The sequence below is a fragment of the Streptomyces sp. NPDC052299 genome, assembly GCF_040679335.1.
In the GTDB taxonomy this organism is placed as follows: Bacteria; Actinomycetota; Actinomycetes; order Streptomycetales; family Streptomycetaceae; genus Streptomyces.
In genome coordinates, this window is record NZ_JBFAUP010000037.1 from 20,081 (window position 1) to 37,078 (window position 16,998).

The following is a 16,998-nucleotide window of genomic DNA, read 5'->3' on the forward strand; positions in this document are numbered from 1 at the left end:
CCGGTCGCCCCCATCGGATGGACAGTCGGTGGTGCCGAGGTCAGTGCTGGGCGGTCTGGGAGATCAGGCCGGCCGGTCGCAGATCGGTCCAGTGCTGCTCGATGTAGGAGAGGCAGGCCGACCGGGTGTCGCTCTCCTTCACCACGTGCCAGCCGGCCGGCACGTCGATGGCGGCGGGCCAGATCGAGTGCTGGTTCTCGTGGTTGGTGAGCACCAGGAAGGTGCCGTCCTCGTTGTCGAAGGGGTTGCTCATGGTGTCCTCCGTGGGGTGGGTTACCTTGTGGACGGGCGTCAGTCCGCCCATGCCTGCTCGATCCGCAGCGCCACCGGCAGCAGCCGGGATGTCTCGGGTGGGCCGAACACCGACACGCCGACCGGCAGTCCCCCTCGGCGGTCGAGCGGCAGGGTGAGGTTGGGGTAGCCGGCCAGGGCCGCCGGGGTGGAGCTGCCGGGGGCGCCCGGGTCGCCGAGCTCGTAGTCGATCCGGGGAGCGGGCTCGTTGGTGGCCGCGAGCAGGGCGTCGATGCGGTGCTCGCGCAGGGTGCCGTCGATCAGGGCCCTGGCCTGCTGCTTCGAGCGGTCACGGGCGTGTACCGCGCGTTCGCGCTCCTCCTCGCCGAGCAGCTGGGCCTGCTCGAACAGGTCCTGGCCGAACAGCGAGAGCTCCACCGGATCGGCCCGGTTGCCCTCGATCAGCGCCGCCAGGGTCTGCGGGGCGCCGTCCCGGTCGCGCAGGTACGCCTCCAGACTGGGACGGAACTCGGCGTACATCGCGAGCAGTCCGTCCTCCAGGGTCTGCCGCTCCACGGCGAAGTCGACGGGCAGTACCGTCACTCCGGCGGCCCGCAGCTCCTCGGTCGCCGACTTGAGTACGGTCTCGGTCTCGCCCGGCATCCGGGGCACTCGCCACAGGCCGAGCCTCAGTCCGTCCGGCACGTCGTCCTCCGGCGGGGGCCGGCCGGTGAGGACGGCGAGGGTCAGAGCGGCGTCGGACAGCCGGGCGGCGAGCAGTCCGACGGTGTCCTGCACCTGCGAGATCGGCACGATGCCGTCCAGTGGCAGCAGACCGGTCTCGGTCTTCACGCCGACGACCCCGCAGAGGCCGGCCGGTGCGACGACCGAGCCGTCGGTCTCGGTGCCGAGGGCCAGCGGCGCCATCCCGGTGGCGACCGCAACCGCGGATCCCGAGGAGGAGCCGCCGGGGCTGCGGTTGGCGCCGTACGGGTTGCAGGTCTGGCCGCCGACTCCCGACCAGCCCTCGGTGGCCCGGGTGGAGCGGAAGTTGGCCCACTCGGAGAGGTTGGTCTTGCCGAGGATCACGGCACCCGCCGCCCGGAGTCTGCTCACCACCTCGGCGTCGCGCCGCGGCGGGCGTCCGGCCAGCAGCCGCGAGCCGGCGGTGCTGGCCAGCCCGGCGGTGTCGATGTTGTCCTTGACCAGGACCGGGATGCCGTCCAGCGGGCCGAGTGCGGCGCCGGCCGCGTGCCGGCGGTCCGAGGCGGCGGCTTGGTCCAGCGCGGTCTCGTCCACCGCGAGGACGGCCCGGACCAGCGGATTGACCTCGGTGATCCGGTCGAGGCAGCGCCGGGTCAGCGCCACGCTGGTGAGCCGGCCGGCCCTCAGTCCGGCGTGCAGTTCGGGGATGGCGGGGAAGGCCTTGTGATGTGTGGCGGGGAAGGCCCTGTGGTGTGTGGTGTCAGTCAAGGCGGGCGCTCCTGAGTGATGTGGTGGTGGCGACGACCGCGGTCGCCGCGACCGCCACGGCCGCGAAGGCGTACATCGCGGCGGCGAAGCCGAGCAGCTGGATCAGCAGGCCGACCACCAGGTTCGACAGCGGCACGGCGGCGAAGATCATCAGCGACATCACCGACATCACCCGCCCTCGCATCTCCGGGTCGGCCCAGCGCTGGATCATCGAGATCAGCACCACGCTGAACTGTCCGGTCACCGCGCCGAGTACGGCGTAGAGCAGCAGGGCGCCCGACAACGAACCGATCAGGCCGAAGCAGGCCAGACAGATCCCGGCGGCCAGGGTGCCGAGGATCAGCGAGAGTCCGGCGCGCCGTTTGGGCGGCCAGGCCATGTTGATGAGGGAGCTGGCCACCGCTCCGACCGTGTACGCGGTGAGCAGCAGGCCCGCGCCGTCGGCGCCGGCGTCGAGCTGCTTGGCGAGCAGTACCAGCCCGATGTTGACGGGCGGCGCGCAGGCCAGCTCGGTCAGCCCGATGACCAGGATGAGCGTCCGGATCCGGGACTCGTGGAGCACGTAGCCGAATCCTTCGAGCAACTGCCGCCGGAAGTTGGGGCGTTCGGCCGTGTCATCGGCTGTGGACGGCTGGTCCGCCGTACCGGGCTTGGCCGTCGGCTCGCGCAGGTACCGGACCCGCCAGGAGGCCGCCGCCGAGACCACGTAGCTGACCGCGTTGGCCAGCGCCACCAGGGGCACTCCGCCGGCCGCGATCAGCCAGGCGCCGAGCGGCCCGCCGGCCGCCTGGCCGCCGCGCAGCCCGAGCACGTACAGGGCGTTGCCGCGGACCAGGTGCTCGTCCTCCAGCAGCAGCGGGCGGACCACACCGGACGCCGGTACGAAGAAGGCGCCGAGGAAGGACAGCAGGGTGGCGGCGACGAGCAGGATCGGGACCGGGGCGTCGACCAGCAGGGTGAGCAGGGCGGCGGCCAGCATCACGGCGCAGCGCAGCAGGTCGGTGAGCACCATGACGCGGCGCGGCCCGTTCCGGTCGGCGACCACGCCGCCGCCGAGCAGCCCCACCAGCCGGGAGAGGCTGGCCAGGGCCAGCACCGCGCCCGAGGTGGCCGGGCCGGCCTCCCGCACCAGGGTCCAGGTGAGCGCCACGAACCAGGCGGCGTCGCCGAGCTGGGAGAAGCCCATGGCCCCGGTGAAGGACAGGTAGCGCGCGCTCAGGGGGCCCCGGTCGCGCCGGGCTTCGGTCTTGTCGGGAATGAGGGCGTCAACCACGGGCGAGCACCTGCTCGCGGTCGTCGGCGGACGGGGCTTCGGCCGTCCGGGCGGGGGCTCCGGGCGTCGGCCAGAGGTCCTCGGTGCCGAGTGCCGCGGGCGCGTACTTGCCGAGCGCGCTGGTGAGCAGCCGCAGTTCCAGTGCGAGGCATTCCACGAGCCGGGTCAGGCCGGCTTCCGGGTCCTCGTCCACGGCGACCAAGGCAGCCCGGCCCAGTCCGACGGCGGTGGCGCCGAGTGCCAGGCTCTTGACCGCCCGGGTGCCCTCCCACATCCGTCCGGAGGCGAGCAGGCACTGTCCTCGGTTGCCGATCCTGGCCAGGCACTCGCCCAGCGGCAGGCCGAGCTGGGCGATCGTGGCGGTCGGCGCCCAGCCGGTGCCGCCCTCCGCGCCGTCCACGGTGACGGCGTCGGCGCCGGCCGCCCAGGCGGTGGCCGCCGCGTGGGCGACGTCCCGGCCGGGGTGCAGCTTGACCCATACCTTGACCCGGGGGAAGTTGTTGCGCATCAGCCGGATCTGCTGGCGCAGGATCTCCTGGGTGAAGGTGCCGGGACTGCCGCTGCGCAGCACCAGGTCGGCGTCGGCGCCGAAGACCGGGTCCAGGGCGAACTGTTCGTCCACCCGGGCGGCGGCGGCGCGGTCCAGCACCGTCATGCCGCCCAGTCCCGGCTTGGCGCCCTGGCCCACTTTGAGCTCGAAGGCGAGCCGGCCGCTCTCCAGCAGCGGCTGTGAGGACGGGTCGCTGTAGACCAGGTTCCAGACCTCGGCGTCGGCGTCCTCGGTGCTCTGCTGCACGGCCACGCCGCCGACGTCGTCCGGCAGTTCGTCCAGGTAGGCGGTGATCCGGCCGAGCACCGAGCGCTGGGTGGTCGCACCGGAGCGGTAGCCGGTCATCGGGACGATGTTCTCGCCGATCACCAGCGGGATGCCCAGCCGGCCGGCCTGCCGGGCGGCCGCGAGCACCTGTTCGGTCCCGGCGGCGCGGGTGGAGCCGAAGGCGGAGAGGTAGACCGGCAGGGTGGAGCGGAGGCCGCCGATCACGGTGTCGAGCGCGACGTCGGTGTGGAGCGGCTCGCGGCCCAGCTCGATCAGCTTCTCCAGCCGTTGCGGCATGAAGACCGGCGGGATCAGGCGCAGTGCGTCCAGCGGGTCGTGGTGGACGGTGCCGGGCTCTGCGCCGAACAGCACGTGGCCGTAGTCCTGTCGGGGTGGGAAGGCGGCCGCCGCACCGAGCCGGGCCCGCTCGCGGACCTGCTCCTCCGGGAAGCCCCTGGTGCTCAGGCCGGTCACGGGGACACCACCCCGGGCAGCTTCGGGAAGGCGTTGGCCTGCCAGGCGCTGTCCAGACCGGCCAGGTAGCGGGTGAAGCGCTCCACACCGATGCCGAAGCCGGCGCTGGCCGGGATGCCCTCGCGCACCAGCTGGAGGTACCAGCCGTACTTCGCCGGGTTCTCGCCGGTCTCCCGCATCCGGGTGACGATCCGTGAGTAGTCGAACTCCCGCTCGCTGCCGCTGCACAGCTCGCCGTAGCCGTCGGGGGCGAGCAGGTCGAAGTTGCGCAGCACGCCGGGGTCGGTGGCGCTCTCCCGGTCGTAGAAGCCCCGGGAGCCCTTGGGGTAGTCGGTGATGAAGAACGGCTGCGGCGAGCGGCCGGACAGCAGCGCTTCGCCGGTCCAGTCGATCTCGGCGTCCTCGCTCTGCGGGTGTCCCAGCTCGCGCAGTTCGGCCACCGCCTGGGCGTGGGTCCGGTGTCCGAATGCCTGGGTGAGCAGCGCGGTGAAGACGCTCGTGTCGCGTCCGAGTCGTTCGAAATCGGCCGCCGACTCGGTCACCACGCGCCGCACGATGTGCCGGACCAGCTCCTCCAGGACCTGGGTGATCTGTTCGCGGGAGGCGCCGGCCATCTCCACGTCGATCTGGTGGAACTCGGCCAGGTGACGGCTGGTACTGGCGGTCTCCAGTGGCTCCAGACGGACGTTGGGAGCGATGCAGAAGATCTTGTCGAAGGCCAGCAGCGATGCCTGCTTGTAGAGGATCGCGCTGGTCATCAGCTTGTACTTGTGGCCGTAGTAGTCCACTTCGACCTGCTTGGAGCCGCGGATGCCGGGGTCGGTCACCGGGCCGATGATCGGCGGCAGCATCTCGGCGAACCCGGCCCCCGTGAGGTACTCGCGGGCGGCCGCCAGCATCCGCTGCTGGATCCGCAGGACCGTGGTCGTGGTGGGGGACGTGAGGTGCAGCCGCGGATCGGCCGGGGGCAGCAGGCCCTGCGTGCCCGGGTTCGGGGGCATGGTGGTGGTCATCGGGTGTACTCCTCTGACGGGTGGATGGTCTGCCGGTGGGTCAGTGCGGCCGAGCGGTGATGCGCGCGCGGTGCGGTCTCCAGGGCCCTGCGGTCGTAGGTGCGCTCGACGTGGGAGAGCGAGGTCAGCAGGTCTGCGGCGGTCATGCGACGGCCGCCGGCGCTCCGGGCGGCGCCCCGGACCGGCATCGCGCCGGTGTCGGACCAGTGCAGGCGCCCGGCGGAGTCCAGGTAGCTGCGGGTGCGCCCGGCGTTGTCGGGGTGCAGGCAGTACGGGACGTCCAGCAGGCCGAGCGCGAAGGCGCTGATCAGGGCCTGGCCGATGTCCGGGTCCAGGTCGAGCACGGTGTCGATCAGGGCCCTGGCCTCGGCGTGGACGCCCGTGTCCTGGACGGGGGTGCCGATCGGGGCGAGCCGCTCGGCTTCGGCCGCGGCCGAGGCCGACTCCAGCGCCGTGACGTTCTCCGCGATGGTCGGTATCCGGTGCGCTTCGGCGGCGGTCTTGACGATGAGGCGGGCGGCTCCGGTCCGCACCGCCAGCCGGGCGGCCTCGTCCAGCAGCAGTCGTGCGCCGCCGGGTGAGCGCGGGTACACGCCCATGTACGTGTAGATGACGATGTGCCAGTCGAGACCTGCCAGCAGTTCTCCGGCGATCCGGCCGAGCGCGGTGACCGCCTCCTCGTCCTGCCCGGGATGGGTCTGCTGGGCGTAGCTGAGCGAGACGCTGCGCAGTCCGTGCTGCCGGAAGAAGAGCGCCTCCAGCACGCTGATCGCGATGAGCAGCGAGGGCGGGCAGAGCTGTCCCATCATGCAGCCGCCGAAGCTCTCCAGGTGCGGCTCCTCGCCGGACCCGCGCAGCCCGGCCAGCAGCTCGCAGCAGTGGCGCCAGTTGGCGACCGACTGCGTCAGCGGGGTGCGGCTGTAGGGCAGGCAGTAGGAGACCGGGCCGCCCTCGGTCGCGGTCAGGCCGACCGCGACCAGGGCCTGGAAGATGTCCTGCGGGGCGGCCGAACCGTGCCGGACCTGCACCGGGAAGGCGGCGCCGGCGATCCCCTCGGTGACCGCGCCGGTGGTGGCGGTGTTGTAGGCGACGATCGGGTAGCCGTTCAGCGCGACGCCGTCGGCCAGTGCCCGGCGGGCCGTCTCGTGGGCGCCGACCCTGGTGTAGCTGTCCAGCGTGATGGTGCCGACGGTGGTCGCGGCGGCCTGCCGGGTGGCGAGCAACCCCTCCCTCATCGCCTGCGGATCGCTCATGCCCATTCGGGGCTGGACCACCAGCCGGCCCGAGCTCCGCGCGGCCCGGACGAAACCGCCGAAGCCGTCGCGGGTCCGGTTTCGTGTCGGAGCACCGCTCGGGGCGCTCACCGCGGCACGCCGGCGGGCAGCGCGCGGACGAAGTCGCGGAAGCCGACGATCCCGGCGCTCTCCTCGAACACCGCGTCGAACCCGGCCTTTACGAGCTCGTCCACGTGTCCGTCGTGTTCGCCTCCGGTGATGCCGAGCTTGCCGCCGATCACGATGGGCGTGGTGCGCAGCTCCGCGCAGTCGCGCAGTCGGCGCACCACGCGGCGGCCGTCGTTGAAGCCGTGGCCGTTGACGGTCGAGACGACGATCAGGTCGGGGCGCCGGGTTCGGCACTCGTCGACCATCAGCTGGTCCGGTACGCAGGCGCCGAGGTTGGTCACCCGGTGCCCCGACTCCTCCAGCAGGAGCTGCAGGTAGATCAGGTTCCAGGTGTGCGCGTCGGACGCCACGCTGGTGACCAGCACATCGAGGCGGGGCGGAGCCTCGGCTGGGGGTGGGCAGGGCGGGGTCGCCAACTCCATGATCGACTCTCACTCGTAGATTTCGGGCAGGCCGGACCGGCGGATCACACCGGCGCGGGTGGCTTGGTGGTATGGCCGGCGCGACGCCGGAAGAACGGTGCTCGTGTATCGGGTGGCGGAGAACCGGACGGAAATGCAGGTCGTCATCCGTGACTCCGCGCTCGCCTGTTCCGGTCCGTCAGTCTTTCTGCGGTGCCCGGCGGCGTCCGGCCGGGCAGTCGGCCGGACGGTGCGGGGGCGGCTTGAGCCGCGCTCCCCGGTAGTGATGGTGCGGGGGCGGGCGATCAGCCCCAGCCCAGGTCGCCGTTGGGGCTGGGGGTGGCCGTGGGCTGAACGGTGGCGGTGGGACCGGGAGTGCTGTCGGCGCTCGTCGGGTGCTGACCGGAGAATCCGGCGGAGAAGATGAAACCCGGCACGGCAAATGCTGCGGCAATGAATACGGCGACGGCAACGGGCATCCTGCGGTTCATCGTTTCCCCTCGGCTTCTTGGTGGCCGTTCGGCTTGTTCCCGGCACATTTGATTTTTCGCCCGGCCGGAAAGCCTGTGAAGGGGAGCAGAGGCTCGTGAGTACGCCATGACGCAGATGCGAGGGCCCCGTAACACAACAAAACGGTCATATCGGCCATTCTTCGTCAACCTGTACAACCAAAGCCTGAGCGATATCATTTGACGCTGCTGCCGCAGCAGCGATTCTCGACGTTGAGTGGGGAGTTATGAAATTCAGCCACGCGGAGTCCGACGTCACCTCAATACTCCAACAGCTCGGTTCCGAGGCGCTCGAGGTCTTTCAGCACGTGGTGGAACATCAGCAGGTCGACGGCGACGAATTACGCGACCGCTTCGATCCGGCCGACAGACCGGACGGCGGGGCCGTCGTCGACCGGCTCCTCGAACTCCGGCTGCTGAAGCGGTCGGTCACCCGACCGGGGATGCTGGTCGCAGGCATTCCGGAGGCCGCGTCCGGTGAATTGCTCGCCCCCGTCGAGCGGCGGCTCAACGAGTGCGGCAGCCAGGTGGAGGCGGCCAGGGAACGGCTGGCCGCCTTCCAGCGGGTCTACGACCTGGCCCGGCCGGCGGCGGGGAATTCGGGCGGCGTGAAGGCGCTGGACGACCTCGACGAGGTGCGGGCGGTAATCACCGAACTGGCGGCCGAGGCCAAGCACGAGATCCTCACCTCGCAGCCCGGCGGCGCCCGCAAGGACGAGGTGCTGAAGGAGTCGCTGGCCAGGACCGAGAGCGTGCTGGGCCGAGGCGTGCGGATGCGCACGCTGTACCAGCACACCGCCCAGTTCAGTACGGTGACGGTCGAGTACGTGGAACACGTCTCGCAGCTCGGCGCCGAGATCCGCACCCTCGGCGACGGCTTCATGCGGATGCTCGCCTTCGACCAGACCGCCGCCGTCATCGCCATGCGCGACAGCGAGGTCGGCGCCCTGCTGCTGACCGACCCCGGCCTGCTCGACTTCGCCATCGGCGCCTTCGAACGAGCCTGGACCAGCGCCACTCCGTTTCCCGAGAGGTACAGCCAGGAACGGGTCCTCGCGATCTCCGACGACATGAAGCTGGCCATCGTCCGCATGCTCATCCAGGGCCTTGAGGACCGTGCCATCGCCCGCCGCATGGGCATCTCGCTGCGCACCTGCCAGCGCCATGTCTCCGACATCATGGACAAGATCGGAGCCCGCAGCCGCCTCCAGGCCGGATTTCTCATCAACGAGATGGGCCTGCACCTGGAAGCGTCGCCCGAACCACAATGACGTCCGGTTGCGAGGGCGGGTAGACCGGGGCCATGGACCACTCTTTCCATGGCCCCTACACCCGATTCTTTCCATGGCCCCTGCACCCTCCACCGAAGGAACGTGAACCCGTTTTTCGCCGGTGGAATGGCCGGATGACTGGCACTCCTTTCCCGGTCCTCCCGCGAAACCAGTTGCTTTCCGGCCATCCGATGGCGGATTCGGCGCAGGGTGAGGGCCATCGCGAGAATTGCGCAGGTGGCGCACAGAATGTGACTGTGAGTCAGAAACGTTGCAGGGCTACCGGGCGACGACGGCGGCGCAGCGCCGGACGGGCCGGCAGGAGGGTGCCCGCGGCCACGGTCACAACGACGATCAGGACGATGGCCGCCACCTGGACCGGCGGCAGATACGGCAGCGAGCCGGTGACGGACAGGCTGAACGCGGTTAGGGGGATGAGGGCGGCCAGCGCCCCGACCACCAGTCCGGCGACGATCACGATCGCCGCCTCGACCCGCAGCATGCGCCGGACCTGGCCGCGCCCCGCGCCCACCAGCCGGAGCAGGACCAGCTCCTGCCGGCGTCCGATGACGATCAGCACCAGGGTGCTGAGGACGGCGACGACGGTGAACCCGCCGACGACGGCGACGGCCACAGTGGTGAGCACCTGGCTCGCGCCCCGGTCCTCGGACTGGAGGTGCTCCGGGCTCGGGTGCGCGGTCACCCTGGCGCCGAGCACGGCATCGGAGAGCGCCTTGTCCACCGCCTCCCGCACGTCGTCCCGGTCGGCGTCCGGGGCGGCCCGGGCGAGGATGCGGGTGTCCAGCGGCGCGGTCACGTGACGCGCCAGCGCCTCGCGGGCAAACAGGAAGTCGCCGAGCGCGAGGTCCCGTTCGTAGACCGCGACCACCCGCAGGGAGGCGGTGACCCCGTCGCCGTAGCGCAGCCGCACCGTGGAGCCGACTCCGGCGCCCAGGGCGTCGGCCCGGGCAGAGCCGAGCGCGACGGTGCCCTCGCGCAGGTCCTTCAGGGAGCCGGAGGTGACGTCGGGGTCGAGCGTGGCGGGCAGCGCGCCGGGCGTGACGCCCACCACCGGGAGCCGTTCGAGGACGGGGTCGCCGGCCTCCTTCCTGGCGAGGACGATCGTGCTGTGGAGCGCGCCCGTCGCGGCCACGACGCCCGGCACCCCGGCCACCCGGCGGGCGGCGTCGGCGGGCAGTCCGGCGTCCTCGGTGGTCACGACGAGGTCGGCGCGCATCGCCTGCCGGGCCTGGGCGCTGCCTTCGTGGTCCATCGTGGCGCCCGCCGCGAGCTGGACGCCCACGAAGGCGACGACCAGGACGACCGGGGTGACGGCCGCCCCCAGACGGCGCGAGTTCGCGGTGGTGGACGCGGCGGCGAGGTAGCCCCCGGCACCGCCGAGCTTCCGGGCGGGCGGCGCGAGCAGGCGCATGGCGCCCCGGGCGATCCAAGGGCCGAGGAGCGCGCAGGCGATCACCAGGGCGAGGGCCGCGCTGCCCGCGGCCATGGCCGCCATCTCGCCCGACTGCAACGCGGCGGTGCCCGCGGAGCTGAGGCCGGCGAAGAGCACGACGAGGCCGGTCACGCTGCGGCCCCGGCCGGGCCGGCCCGGTTCGCTCCGGGCCTCGCCGAGCGCCTGGGCGGGACGGATCCTGGCGATGCGGCCGCAGGCCAGAGCGGCCGCGACCCGGGCCACGACCAGGGTCAGGACGGCAGTCAGGACCGGGGTCGCGAACATCCAGGGCAGCACCGGGAGTTCGAGCCCGACGGGGACGGCGCCCCGTTCGCGCAGCATCCACAGCAGCATCAGGAAGACCGGGACGGCGCCGACCGCGCCCGCCACGGCCGCCGTGGTGGCGACGCCGGTCACCTCGCGGGCGACCGTCGCCCGCAGCTGCCAGGGGGTCGCGCCGACCGCGCGCAGCAGCGCCAGCTCGCGGGCCCGCTGGTGGACCGCCTGGGTGATCGTGCCGGCCACCACGAGCACGGCGATCATGACGACGGTCGCGCACAGCATGGCCAGCAGGTCGAGCAGGCCGGACCGGCTCGGCGCGGCGTCCAGGAACTCCGTCTGGCCGCGCCCGTTGCCGGTCAGGACCCGCAGCAGCGAGCTGTCCTGCGGGTCCCGGCTGCCGGCGACGGCGTCCCGGGCCGGTTCCTCACCGGACAGGGCCTTGCGCAGGCCGGGGTGGAGCTCGTGCACGCTGACGCCGTCGTCGGCGAGCACGCCGATGGCGTCGACGGTGCCGGGGTGGCCGGACAGCCGGGCGGCCTCGCCCTCGGTGAAGAAGACCGCGCCCTGGTGGTCGAGCCCGGCGTCGTCCGCCTCGCCCTTCGGGGCGACGATGCCGGAGACCACGTAACCGGCGGGCGCGCCGAGCACCTGGAGCCGGAGCCGGTCGCCGGGGCGTACGCCCGCGCGTGCGGCCAGATCGCCGTCGACGGCCACCTGGCGGGCCCCCGCGGGCGCCTTGCCGGCGCGCAGGGTGAACGGGGCGAGCGCCGCCGTCGGCCAGCCGTGGCCGTACACGGGCGCAGTCCCGGAGTCGCTGTCCGGTCCTGGCACGCCCCGGCCGTCGGGTCGGGCGAGCGCGACCGGGAAGCTGCTGTCCGGGACTGCGGCACGCACGCCGGGCACCTCGGCGAGCCGGTCCACGACGGCGGCCGGGACGCGGACGCGTTCGGTGAGCGACTGGGTGACCGTGGTCATCGGGTCGCCCCAGGGCTTGGCCCGGTAGCGGGTGGTCTGGTCGGCGGCGACGACGGCGGTGGTCGCCGCGTACCGCTCGACGTGGGCGTGGCCCACGAACGCCGACAGGGTGGCCAGGGCGAAGCTGCCGAGGAGGAGCGCGGTGAGCACGAGGGCGGCGAAGACCGCGGCCCACGCCTTGCGGTGCAGCCGCATGGAGCGGCGGGCGAGGAAGCGGGCGGTGCGCCTGACACGCCCGACCGACTCCCCGTGCCGCTTCCGGGCCCCCGTGCGGCCGGCGGGCGGCAGGGTGTCGACGGCCACGGTCATCGCTCCCCGAGCCCGGCGATCCGCCGTGCCACGGTCGCCGGCTCGGGACGGGCCTCGCGGGCGACGACGCGCCCCGCTTCGATGAAGACCGCCTCGTCGGTCCAGGCGGCCGCCTGCGGGTCGTGGGTGACCATGACCACGGTGTGGCCGGCGCCGTCCACGGCCTCCCGTAGCAGCCGCAGCACCTCGCGGGCGGTGACCGGGTCGAGTGCCCCGGTCGGTTCGTCGGCGAAGATCACGGCGGGGTCGGTGACCAGGGCGCGGGCGATGGCCAGGCGCTGCTGCTGGCCGCCCGAGAGGCGGAGCGGAGCGTCGTCCGCGCGGTCGCCGAGGCCGACGGCCGCCAGCACGCTGAGGGCGCGCTCGCGCACGGCGGGGTTTTGAGGGCTCATGCCGCGCAGCAGCAGCGGAAGGGCGGTGTTCTCGCCGACGGTGAGCGACGGTACGAGGTTGAGGGACTGGAAGACGAAGCCGATCCGGTCCCTGCGGAGGCGGGTGAGCGCGGCCTCGGAGAACTGGGAGAGGTCGGTGCCGCCGACCCGTACGGTGCCGGAGGTGGGCTGGTCGAGTCCGGCGGCACACTGCAGGAAGGTGGTCTTGCCGGAGCCGGAGCGGCCCATGACCGCCAGGAAGCGGCCCGACGGCACGTCCATGCTCACGTTGTCCAGCGCGTGGAAGTCCCGTCCGCCGCGCCGGTAGCGCCGGGTGACGGATTCGAGGGTGAGCGCGTGGTCGCCCGCCCTGTCGTGGCCCGCCGCGCGCGCCGGGCCGACGAGCCCGGAAGTCCTTCTCCTCATGCGAAGTGCCATTGTTTTCGCCTTCCGGTCGCCGCGCCTCTGTGGTGACGGTAGGTCCGTGACCAGCGGCGACACGATGGAGCACCCACCCGTGTTCGGGTTCAGCCAGCACCACCCGGCTCTGGGCAGATGAGCCCACCGACCGGGACCCCCACGGCCAACTACGGTGATTTCATGGCGCATCGCTCCTCCCAGCTCCAACGGTCCTGGCAGGCCTCCTGCCACCTGTTCTTCGGGCTGCCGGTGGCCATGGCGGCATTCCTGGGCTGCTTCGCGGTCCCGGCCGGGGTGTTCTTCACACTGGCCGTCGTCGGGGCGCCGGCCTGGCCGGAGATCGTGCGTGTGCTGCGGCGGTTCGCCGGATACGAAAGGGGGCGGGCGGGCGGCTGGCTCGGCAAGCCGGTTCCGGAGCTGTATCTGCCGCTGGACGGCTCGCCCGGCGACCGGGTGCGCTTGGCGCTCACCGACCCCGGCACGTGGCGGGACGCGCTCTGGCTGCCGTACGCCACCCTCAGCATCCTCGGCTTCAGCGCCGTCGTGCTGGTGCTGTGGCCGGTGGCACTGCTCGTCGACGGAACGGCGACCGCGTTCCGCCGGACGGGCGAACGCCGGGGCACCTCGGCCTTCGAGGAGGCTCCCGAGCCGCCGCGTGCCCTGCTCCTGCCGGTGTTCGAGAATCTGGCGGACGCCCAGGCCCGGTGGACGGCCGCGCTCCTGAAACCGTCGCCATCGGCGAAACTCGGCCAACGCGTGGCGGAGCTCTCCGAGTCCCGCGCCGGGGCCATGGAGTCACACAGCGCCGAGCTCCGCCGCATCGAACGGGACCTCCATGACGGGGTGCAGGCCCAGCTCGTGGCGCTGTCCATGCGGGTTGGGCTGGCGCGCCAGCAGGTCAAGAGCGACCCGGACACCGCGACGCGGTGGCTGGACGAGGCCCAGGAGGAGATCGACGCCACGCTGGCGGCTCTGCGGGGCATCGTCCGTACGGTGCATCCCCCGGTTCTCACCGACCGCGGTCTGGCCGGGGCGGTGCGCACGCTCGCGGTCTCCGCGGACATCCCGGTGGAGATGAACCTGGCGGCCGTGGAGACCGGTCACCGGCTGCCGGCGGCCGTGGAGGCCGCTGTCTATTTCGTGATCGCGGAGTGTCTGACGAACATCCGCAAGCACAGTGGGGCCACCCATGCCTCAGTACGCTTCACCAGGGCCGACGGGACACTTCAGGTCGTCGTCACCGACAACGGGCGCGGCGGCGCCGAGGAACACGGAGGAAGCGGGCTGCTCGGCATACGCCGCCGGATCGCAGCGCTCGACGGCACGACCGAGATCACCAGCCCTCCCGGGGGGCCGACGAGGATGAAGGTGGAGCTGCCATGCGGATCTTGATCGCGGAGGACAACGCGCTGCTCCGGGAGGGCATGACGCTGCTCCTGACGCACAACAACCACGAGGTGGTGGCGACGTGCGTGGCGGGGCCGGAGATCATGCCGATGCTGCGCCGCACCCGGCCGGACGCGGCCGTCCTGGACGTGCGGCTGCCGCCGAGCTTCCGCGACGAGGGGCTGCGCGCGGCGGTCACGGCCCGGCAGGAATTCCCGGTCCTGCCCATTCTCGTGCTCTCGCAGTACGTCGAACAGGCTTACGCGGCAGAGTTGTTGGCCCTCGGTGCGCGCGGGATCGGCTATCTGCTCAAGGACCGGGTGGGCCGGGTCGAGCAGTTCCTGGACGCCCTGGAGCGCATCACCGAGGGCGGCACGGCGCTGGACCCGGAAGTGGTCAACGTGATCATCCAGCAGCGTGCATCGAGCCGGTCCCTGGACGGGCTGACCGCTCGTGAGCAGGAGGTACTGGAGCTGATGGCCCAAGGGCTGGCCAACGCGGCCATCGCCGAGAAACTGTTCGTCACGGAACGGGCCGTCAGCAAACACATCCGGGGGATCTTCGACAAACTGAACCTCCCGGCGGAGGACACCAGCGTCCACCGCCGCGTCCTGGCGGTCCTCGCGTACCTGGGTAACAACATCACCGGCGAAGCGACGCGCTAGACGGAACGAGAAGCCGCCCGCGACGAGTGCCGGGGCTGTCTCGCGCGGTGCCGGACTCCCCCGCTCAGCAATGGTGGTCTCAGCCGAAGTCACCGATGTCGGTGCACGTCTTGCGCAGCGACTTCAGCCGGCCGTTCTGCTCCGACACGTACTCCGAGACCGATCCGGCCTTCAGGTCCTCCTCCGCGGCGGCCCGCAGTTCTTTCGCGGTCTTCTCCGCGGCGTCGCGCAGTTTGTCGTCGGAGGCCTTCTCGGCGATCTTGTCTATCCTGTCCGCCCGGTCCCGTACGTCCTTGCGGGCCTCGTCCGCGCTCGACGGGTTCGGGTCGAAGAGCGCGACGTCGAGGATGTCGAGGCACAGGTCGCCCCGATCCAGCGCGTCCTGCGCGGAATCGCAGGCGGTCAGTCCGAGTGCAGCCGGCACGGCGATGATCCCGCCGGCCAGCAGCCCGGTCCATCTCCGGTGCCGTGCCGATAAGCGCGTCCGCATGCCCAGTGACGACTTCATACAGCCTTCTCTCCCTGAATGCTTCGTCAGCTCGCGGACCGGCGCCGGCGGACGACCGCCCAGATCACCGCGATCGCGTCGAGGGCGAAGCCCGCGCTCATCACGGCGGTGTAGGCCCCGTCGTCCACGGCGTGCGAGACCACGGACGTGAGCATGGCGCCGACGAAGAACACCAGCAGCGGCGGCACGTACCACGCCCCCCTGGCCTTCCGGGGGGCGCGGTCCTCGTCGTAGTCGGTCGAACGTGCCATGAGAACTCCTACTCGGCTCCGTGCGCGTCACGCGGACCCCCGCGCCGTCCCCTCCATGCTGCCCGGCCGGAGAGGGCCGGGTCAGTGCACCCCGCACCCGAACCGGGGTGGAGCCTGCACCACCATCCGGGGACAGCGACGCTGGACACCTCTCGGGCACCGACGGCACTCTTCCGCAGCCGGCCCGGCATCGGCGCGCCCGACCCGGCCGGATGGCGACCGTCCGGCGGTGGCGGTCGTTGCAACAGGCGGCTCCCCGCCTCACCGCATGGGACACGGTCCGCGGGACGCCGGAGCCGCCGTGCCTGATACGGGCAGGCGGCGTGCCGTGTCACGGGTGGTACCGCCACCTGCCTTCGGAGATGACGTCCACCTGATCGTCGCGGACGCGGATGGCTGTCTCGTCGTCGAGGAAGTAGACCGGGAAGTCCGCCTTCGCGACGATGCGATCGGCCCAGGCGTCGTCCCGTTCCGGGAAGTGCGGCGAGTACAGGTGCGGTTTCAGGTACCAGTCGAAGAGGCCGAAGGGCGGCTCAATGGTTGTCGCGCCAAGCAGATGCAGGTCCGAGGCGTCCCCGATGACATCGGCAGAATGTTCGGTGAGATTCCGGCTGAAAACCATGGATCCGGCGCTCAGCCCCACATAGACGCTGTCCTCCAGGACATCCAGAAAGCCGTCTGCCAAATCATTGCCAACGATGCTGCGGGCGAGGTGATACTGGTTGCCGCCTCCGGCATAAATGACATCGGCATGACGTAGTCGCTCAAGCACCACCTGCCGCGGCAAGCCATTCAGTTCAAGTACGTCGAATTCCTTCCAGCCCAGACTGTGCAGCTGGTTCATGTGCTCAAGGAGCCACCCGTGATCCCCGGGTACAGCGACGGATGCCGTGGGGACGTACACCACGTTGGCGGACCCCAATGGCTTTCCCAGCATGTCCCGCAGTGCTTCCAGAATGGACGAATTACACAGACCGGTAGACGTCAACAGAAGATTCATCAGGCAATCCAAGCACGAGTGGGAGATGCGCACAACGCATCTTGCGGGCCTGCGGCCGAGTCAGCACTTGAAGCATCTCCGACCCAGCTGGGCCTGCGAGATCCGGGTCGTCCGCTCTTCACCACTGAACCCGATCCGTCGAGCAGACGCAGTAGTCCTGATCTGATATCTCTGTCGAATCGGGTCAGTTGAGCAACCCGCAAGATGCGACCGGGTCGCCCTGGAACCGATGCTTTGAGTGGACTGGTCCGCGATTGCATTCGAGATACCGAGCTGCTCCGTCGAAGCAGCTGCTGCCCCGGGGGAGGGCTGCCTGCCGCGCATGGAACTGAACAAGGGGATCTGTCCCCGAGTGGGGGACGCCTACGACGCGGCACCCAGGACGATCGGTTCCAAGGGCCTGAAACGTGAAATACGGAGGAGATGACCGCGTGCCTGGCACGAATCTGACCCGCGAAGAGGCACAGGAGCGGGCGCGCCTGCTGACCGTGGACGCGTACGAGATCGATCTCG

At 71.4% G+C, this 16,998-nt stretch carries 16 protein-coding genes; 3 read left to right on the forward strand and 13 right to left on the reverse strand.

Annotated features, from left to right (window positions below):
* Window positions 1–40 precede the first annotated feature (40 nt).
* From AB0L33_RS34195 to AB0L33_RS34230, 8 genes are all read right to left on the reverse strand, one after another.
* Window positions 41–253, reverse strand: a complete 213-nt coding sequence (locus AB0L33_RS34195) for an MbtH family protein (RefSeq protein ID WP_365687570.1) — start codon at window positions 251–253, stop codon at window positions 41–43.
* 38 nt (window positions 254–291) lie between these two features.
* Window positions 292–1,704: an amidase family protein gene (locus AB0L33_RS34200; protein WP_365687572.1), complete on the reverse strand. Its 1,413-nt coding sequence runs from the start codon at window positions 1,702–1,704 to the stop codon at window positions 292–294.
* Window positions 1,697–2,977 (reverse strand): MFS transporter, encoded by a 1,281-nt coding sequence (locus AB0L33_RS34205; RefSeq protein WP_365687574.1) that lies wholly within the window; start codon window positions 2,975–2,977, stop codon window positions 1,697–1,699. Before AB0L33_RS34205 ends, AB0L33_RS34200 begins: the two co-directional genes overlap by 8 nt.
* Complete coding sequence (locus tag AB0L33_RS34210) at window positions 2,970–4,268, reverse strand: glutamate synthase-related protein (protein ID WP_365687576.1); 1,299 nt, start codon at window positions 4,266–4,268, stop codon at window positions 2,970–2,972. The genes AB0L33_RS34205 and AB0L33_RS34210 overlap by 8 nt, the downstream gene beginning before the upstream one ends.
* The gene (locus tag AB0L33_RS34215) at window positions 4,265–5,281 is read right to left on the reverse strand and encodes an asparagine synthetase A (RefSeq protein WP_365687577.1); all 1,017 of its coding nucleotides are present in this window, start codon (window positions 5,279–5,281) and stop codon (window positions 4,265–4,267) included. The genes AB0L33_RS34210 and AB0L33_RS34215 overlap by 4 nt, the downstream gene beginning before the upstream one ends.
* Entirely contained in the window at window positions 5,278–6,645 is a 1,368-nt protein-coding gene (locus AB0L33_RS34220) for a methylaspartate mutase (RefSeq protein WP_365687579.1), read from the reverse strand. Before AB0L33_RS34220 ends, AB0L33_RS34215 begins: the two co-directional genes overlap by 4 nt.
* Complete coding sequence (locus AB0L33_RS34225) at window positions 6,642–7,106, reverse strand: cobalamin B12-binding domain-containing protein (RefSeq protein WP_365687581.1); 465 nt, start codon at window positions 7,104–7,106, stop codon at window positions 6,642–6,644. The genes AB0L33_RS34220 and AB0L33_RS34225 overlap by 4 nt, the downstream gene beginning before the upstream one ends.
* Before the next feature lie 284 nt (window positions 7,107–7,390).
* Complete coding sequence (locus tag AB0L33_RS34230; protein WP_365687583.1) at window positions 7,391–7,576, reverse strand: hypothetical protein; 186 nt, start codon at window positions 7,574–7,576, stop codon at window positions 7,391–7,393.
* Window positions 7,577–7,821: 245 nt separating this feature from the next.
* On the opposite strand from AB0L33_RS34230, the gene AB0L33_RS34235 reads away from it, so the two are divergent.
* Window positions 7,822–8,865, forward strand: coding sequence for a helix-turn-helix transcriptional regulator (locus AB0L33_RS34235; RefSeq protein ID WP_365687585.1), 1,044 nt, complete (start codon window positions 7,822–7,824; stop codon window positions 8,863–8,865).
* A gap of 262 nt (window positions 8,866–9,127) precedes the next feature.
* Here AB0L33_RS34235 and AB0L33_RS34240 read toward each other — a convergent pair whose 3' ends face one another.
* On the reverse strand, window positions 9,128–11,884 hold the full coding sequence (locus AB0L33_RS34240) for an FtsX-like permease family protein (protein ID WP_365687587.1): 2,757 nt from the start codon (window positions 11,882–11,884) through the stop codon (window positions 9,128–9,130).
* On the reverse strand, window positions 11,881–12,681 hold the full coding sequence (locus AB0L33_RS34245; RefSeq protein ID WP_365687588.1) for an ABC transporter ATP-binding protein: 801 nt from the start codon (window positions 12,679–12,681) through the stop codon (window positions 11,881–11,883). The genes AB0L33_RS34240 and AB0L33_RS34245 overlap by 4 nt, the downstream gene beginning before the upstream one ends.
* Window positions 12,682–12,855: 174 nt before the next feature.
* On the opposite strand from AB0L33_RS34245, the gene AB0L33_RS34250 reads away from it, so the two are divergent.
* Both AB0L33_RS34250 and AB0L33_RS34255 read left to right on the forward strand, forming a co-directional pair.
* Complete coding sequence (locus AB0L33_RS34250) at window positions 12,856–14,067, forward strand: sensor histidine kinase (protein WP_365687589.1); 1,212 nt, start codon at window positions 12,856–12,858, stop codon at window positions 14,065–14,067.
* On the forward strand, window positions 14,055–14,726 hold the full coding sequence (locus tag AB0L33_RS34255; RefSeq protein ID WP_365687591.1) for a response regulator transcription factor: 672 nt from the start codon (window positions 14,055–14,057) through the stop codon (window positions 14,724–14,726). The genes AB0L33_RS34250 and AB0L33_RS34255 overlap by 13 nt, the downstream gene beginning before the upstream one ends.
* A gap of 79 nt (window positions 14,727–14,805) precedes the next feature.
* On the opposite strand, the gene AB0L33_RS34260 is transcribed toward AB0L33_RS34255, so the two are convergent.
* From AB0L33_RS34260 to AB0L33_RS34270, 3 genes are all read right to left on the reverse strand, one after another.
* Window positions 14,806–15,234: a hypothetical protein gene (locus tag AB0L33_RS34260; RefSeq protein WP_365687593.1), complete on the reverse strand. Its 429-nt coding sequence runs from the start codon at window positions 15,232–15,234 to the stop codon at window positions 14,806–14,808.
* A 26-nt stretch (window positions 15,235–15,260) separates the two neighbouring features.
* On the reverse strand, window positions 15,261–15,485 hold the full coding sequence (locus AB0L33_RS34265; RefSeq protein ID WP_365687594.1) for a hypothetical protein: 225 nt from the start codon (window positions 15,483–15,485) through the stop codon (window positions 15,261–15,263).
* 331 nt (window positions 15,486–15,816) lie between these two features.
* Complete coding sequence (locus AB0L33_RS34270) at window positions 15,817–16,485, reverse strand: Type 1 glutamine amidotransferase-like domain-containing protein (RefSeq protein ID WP_365687596.1); 669 nt, start codon at window positions 16,483–16,485, stop codon at window positions 15,817–15,819.
* Window positions 16,486–16,998 lie beyond the last annotated feature (513 nt).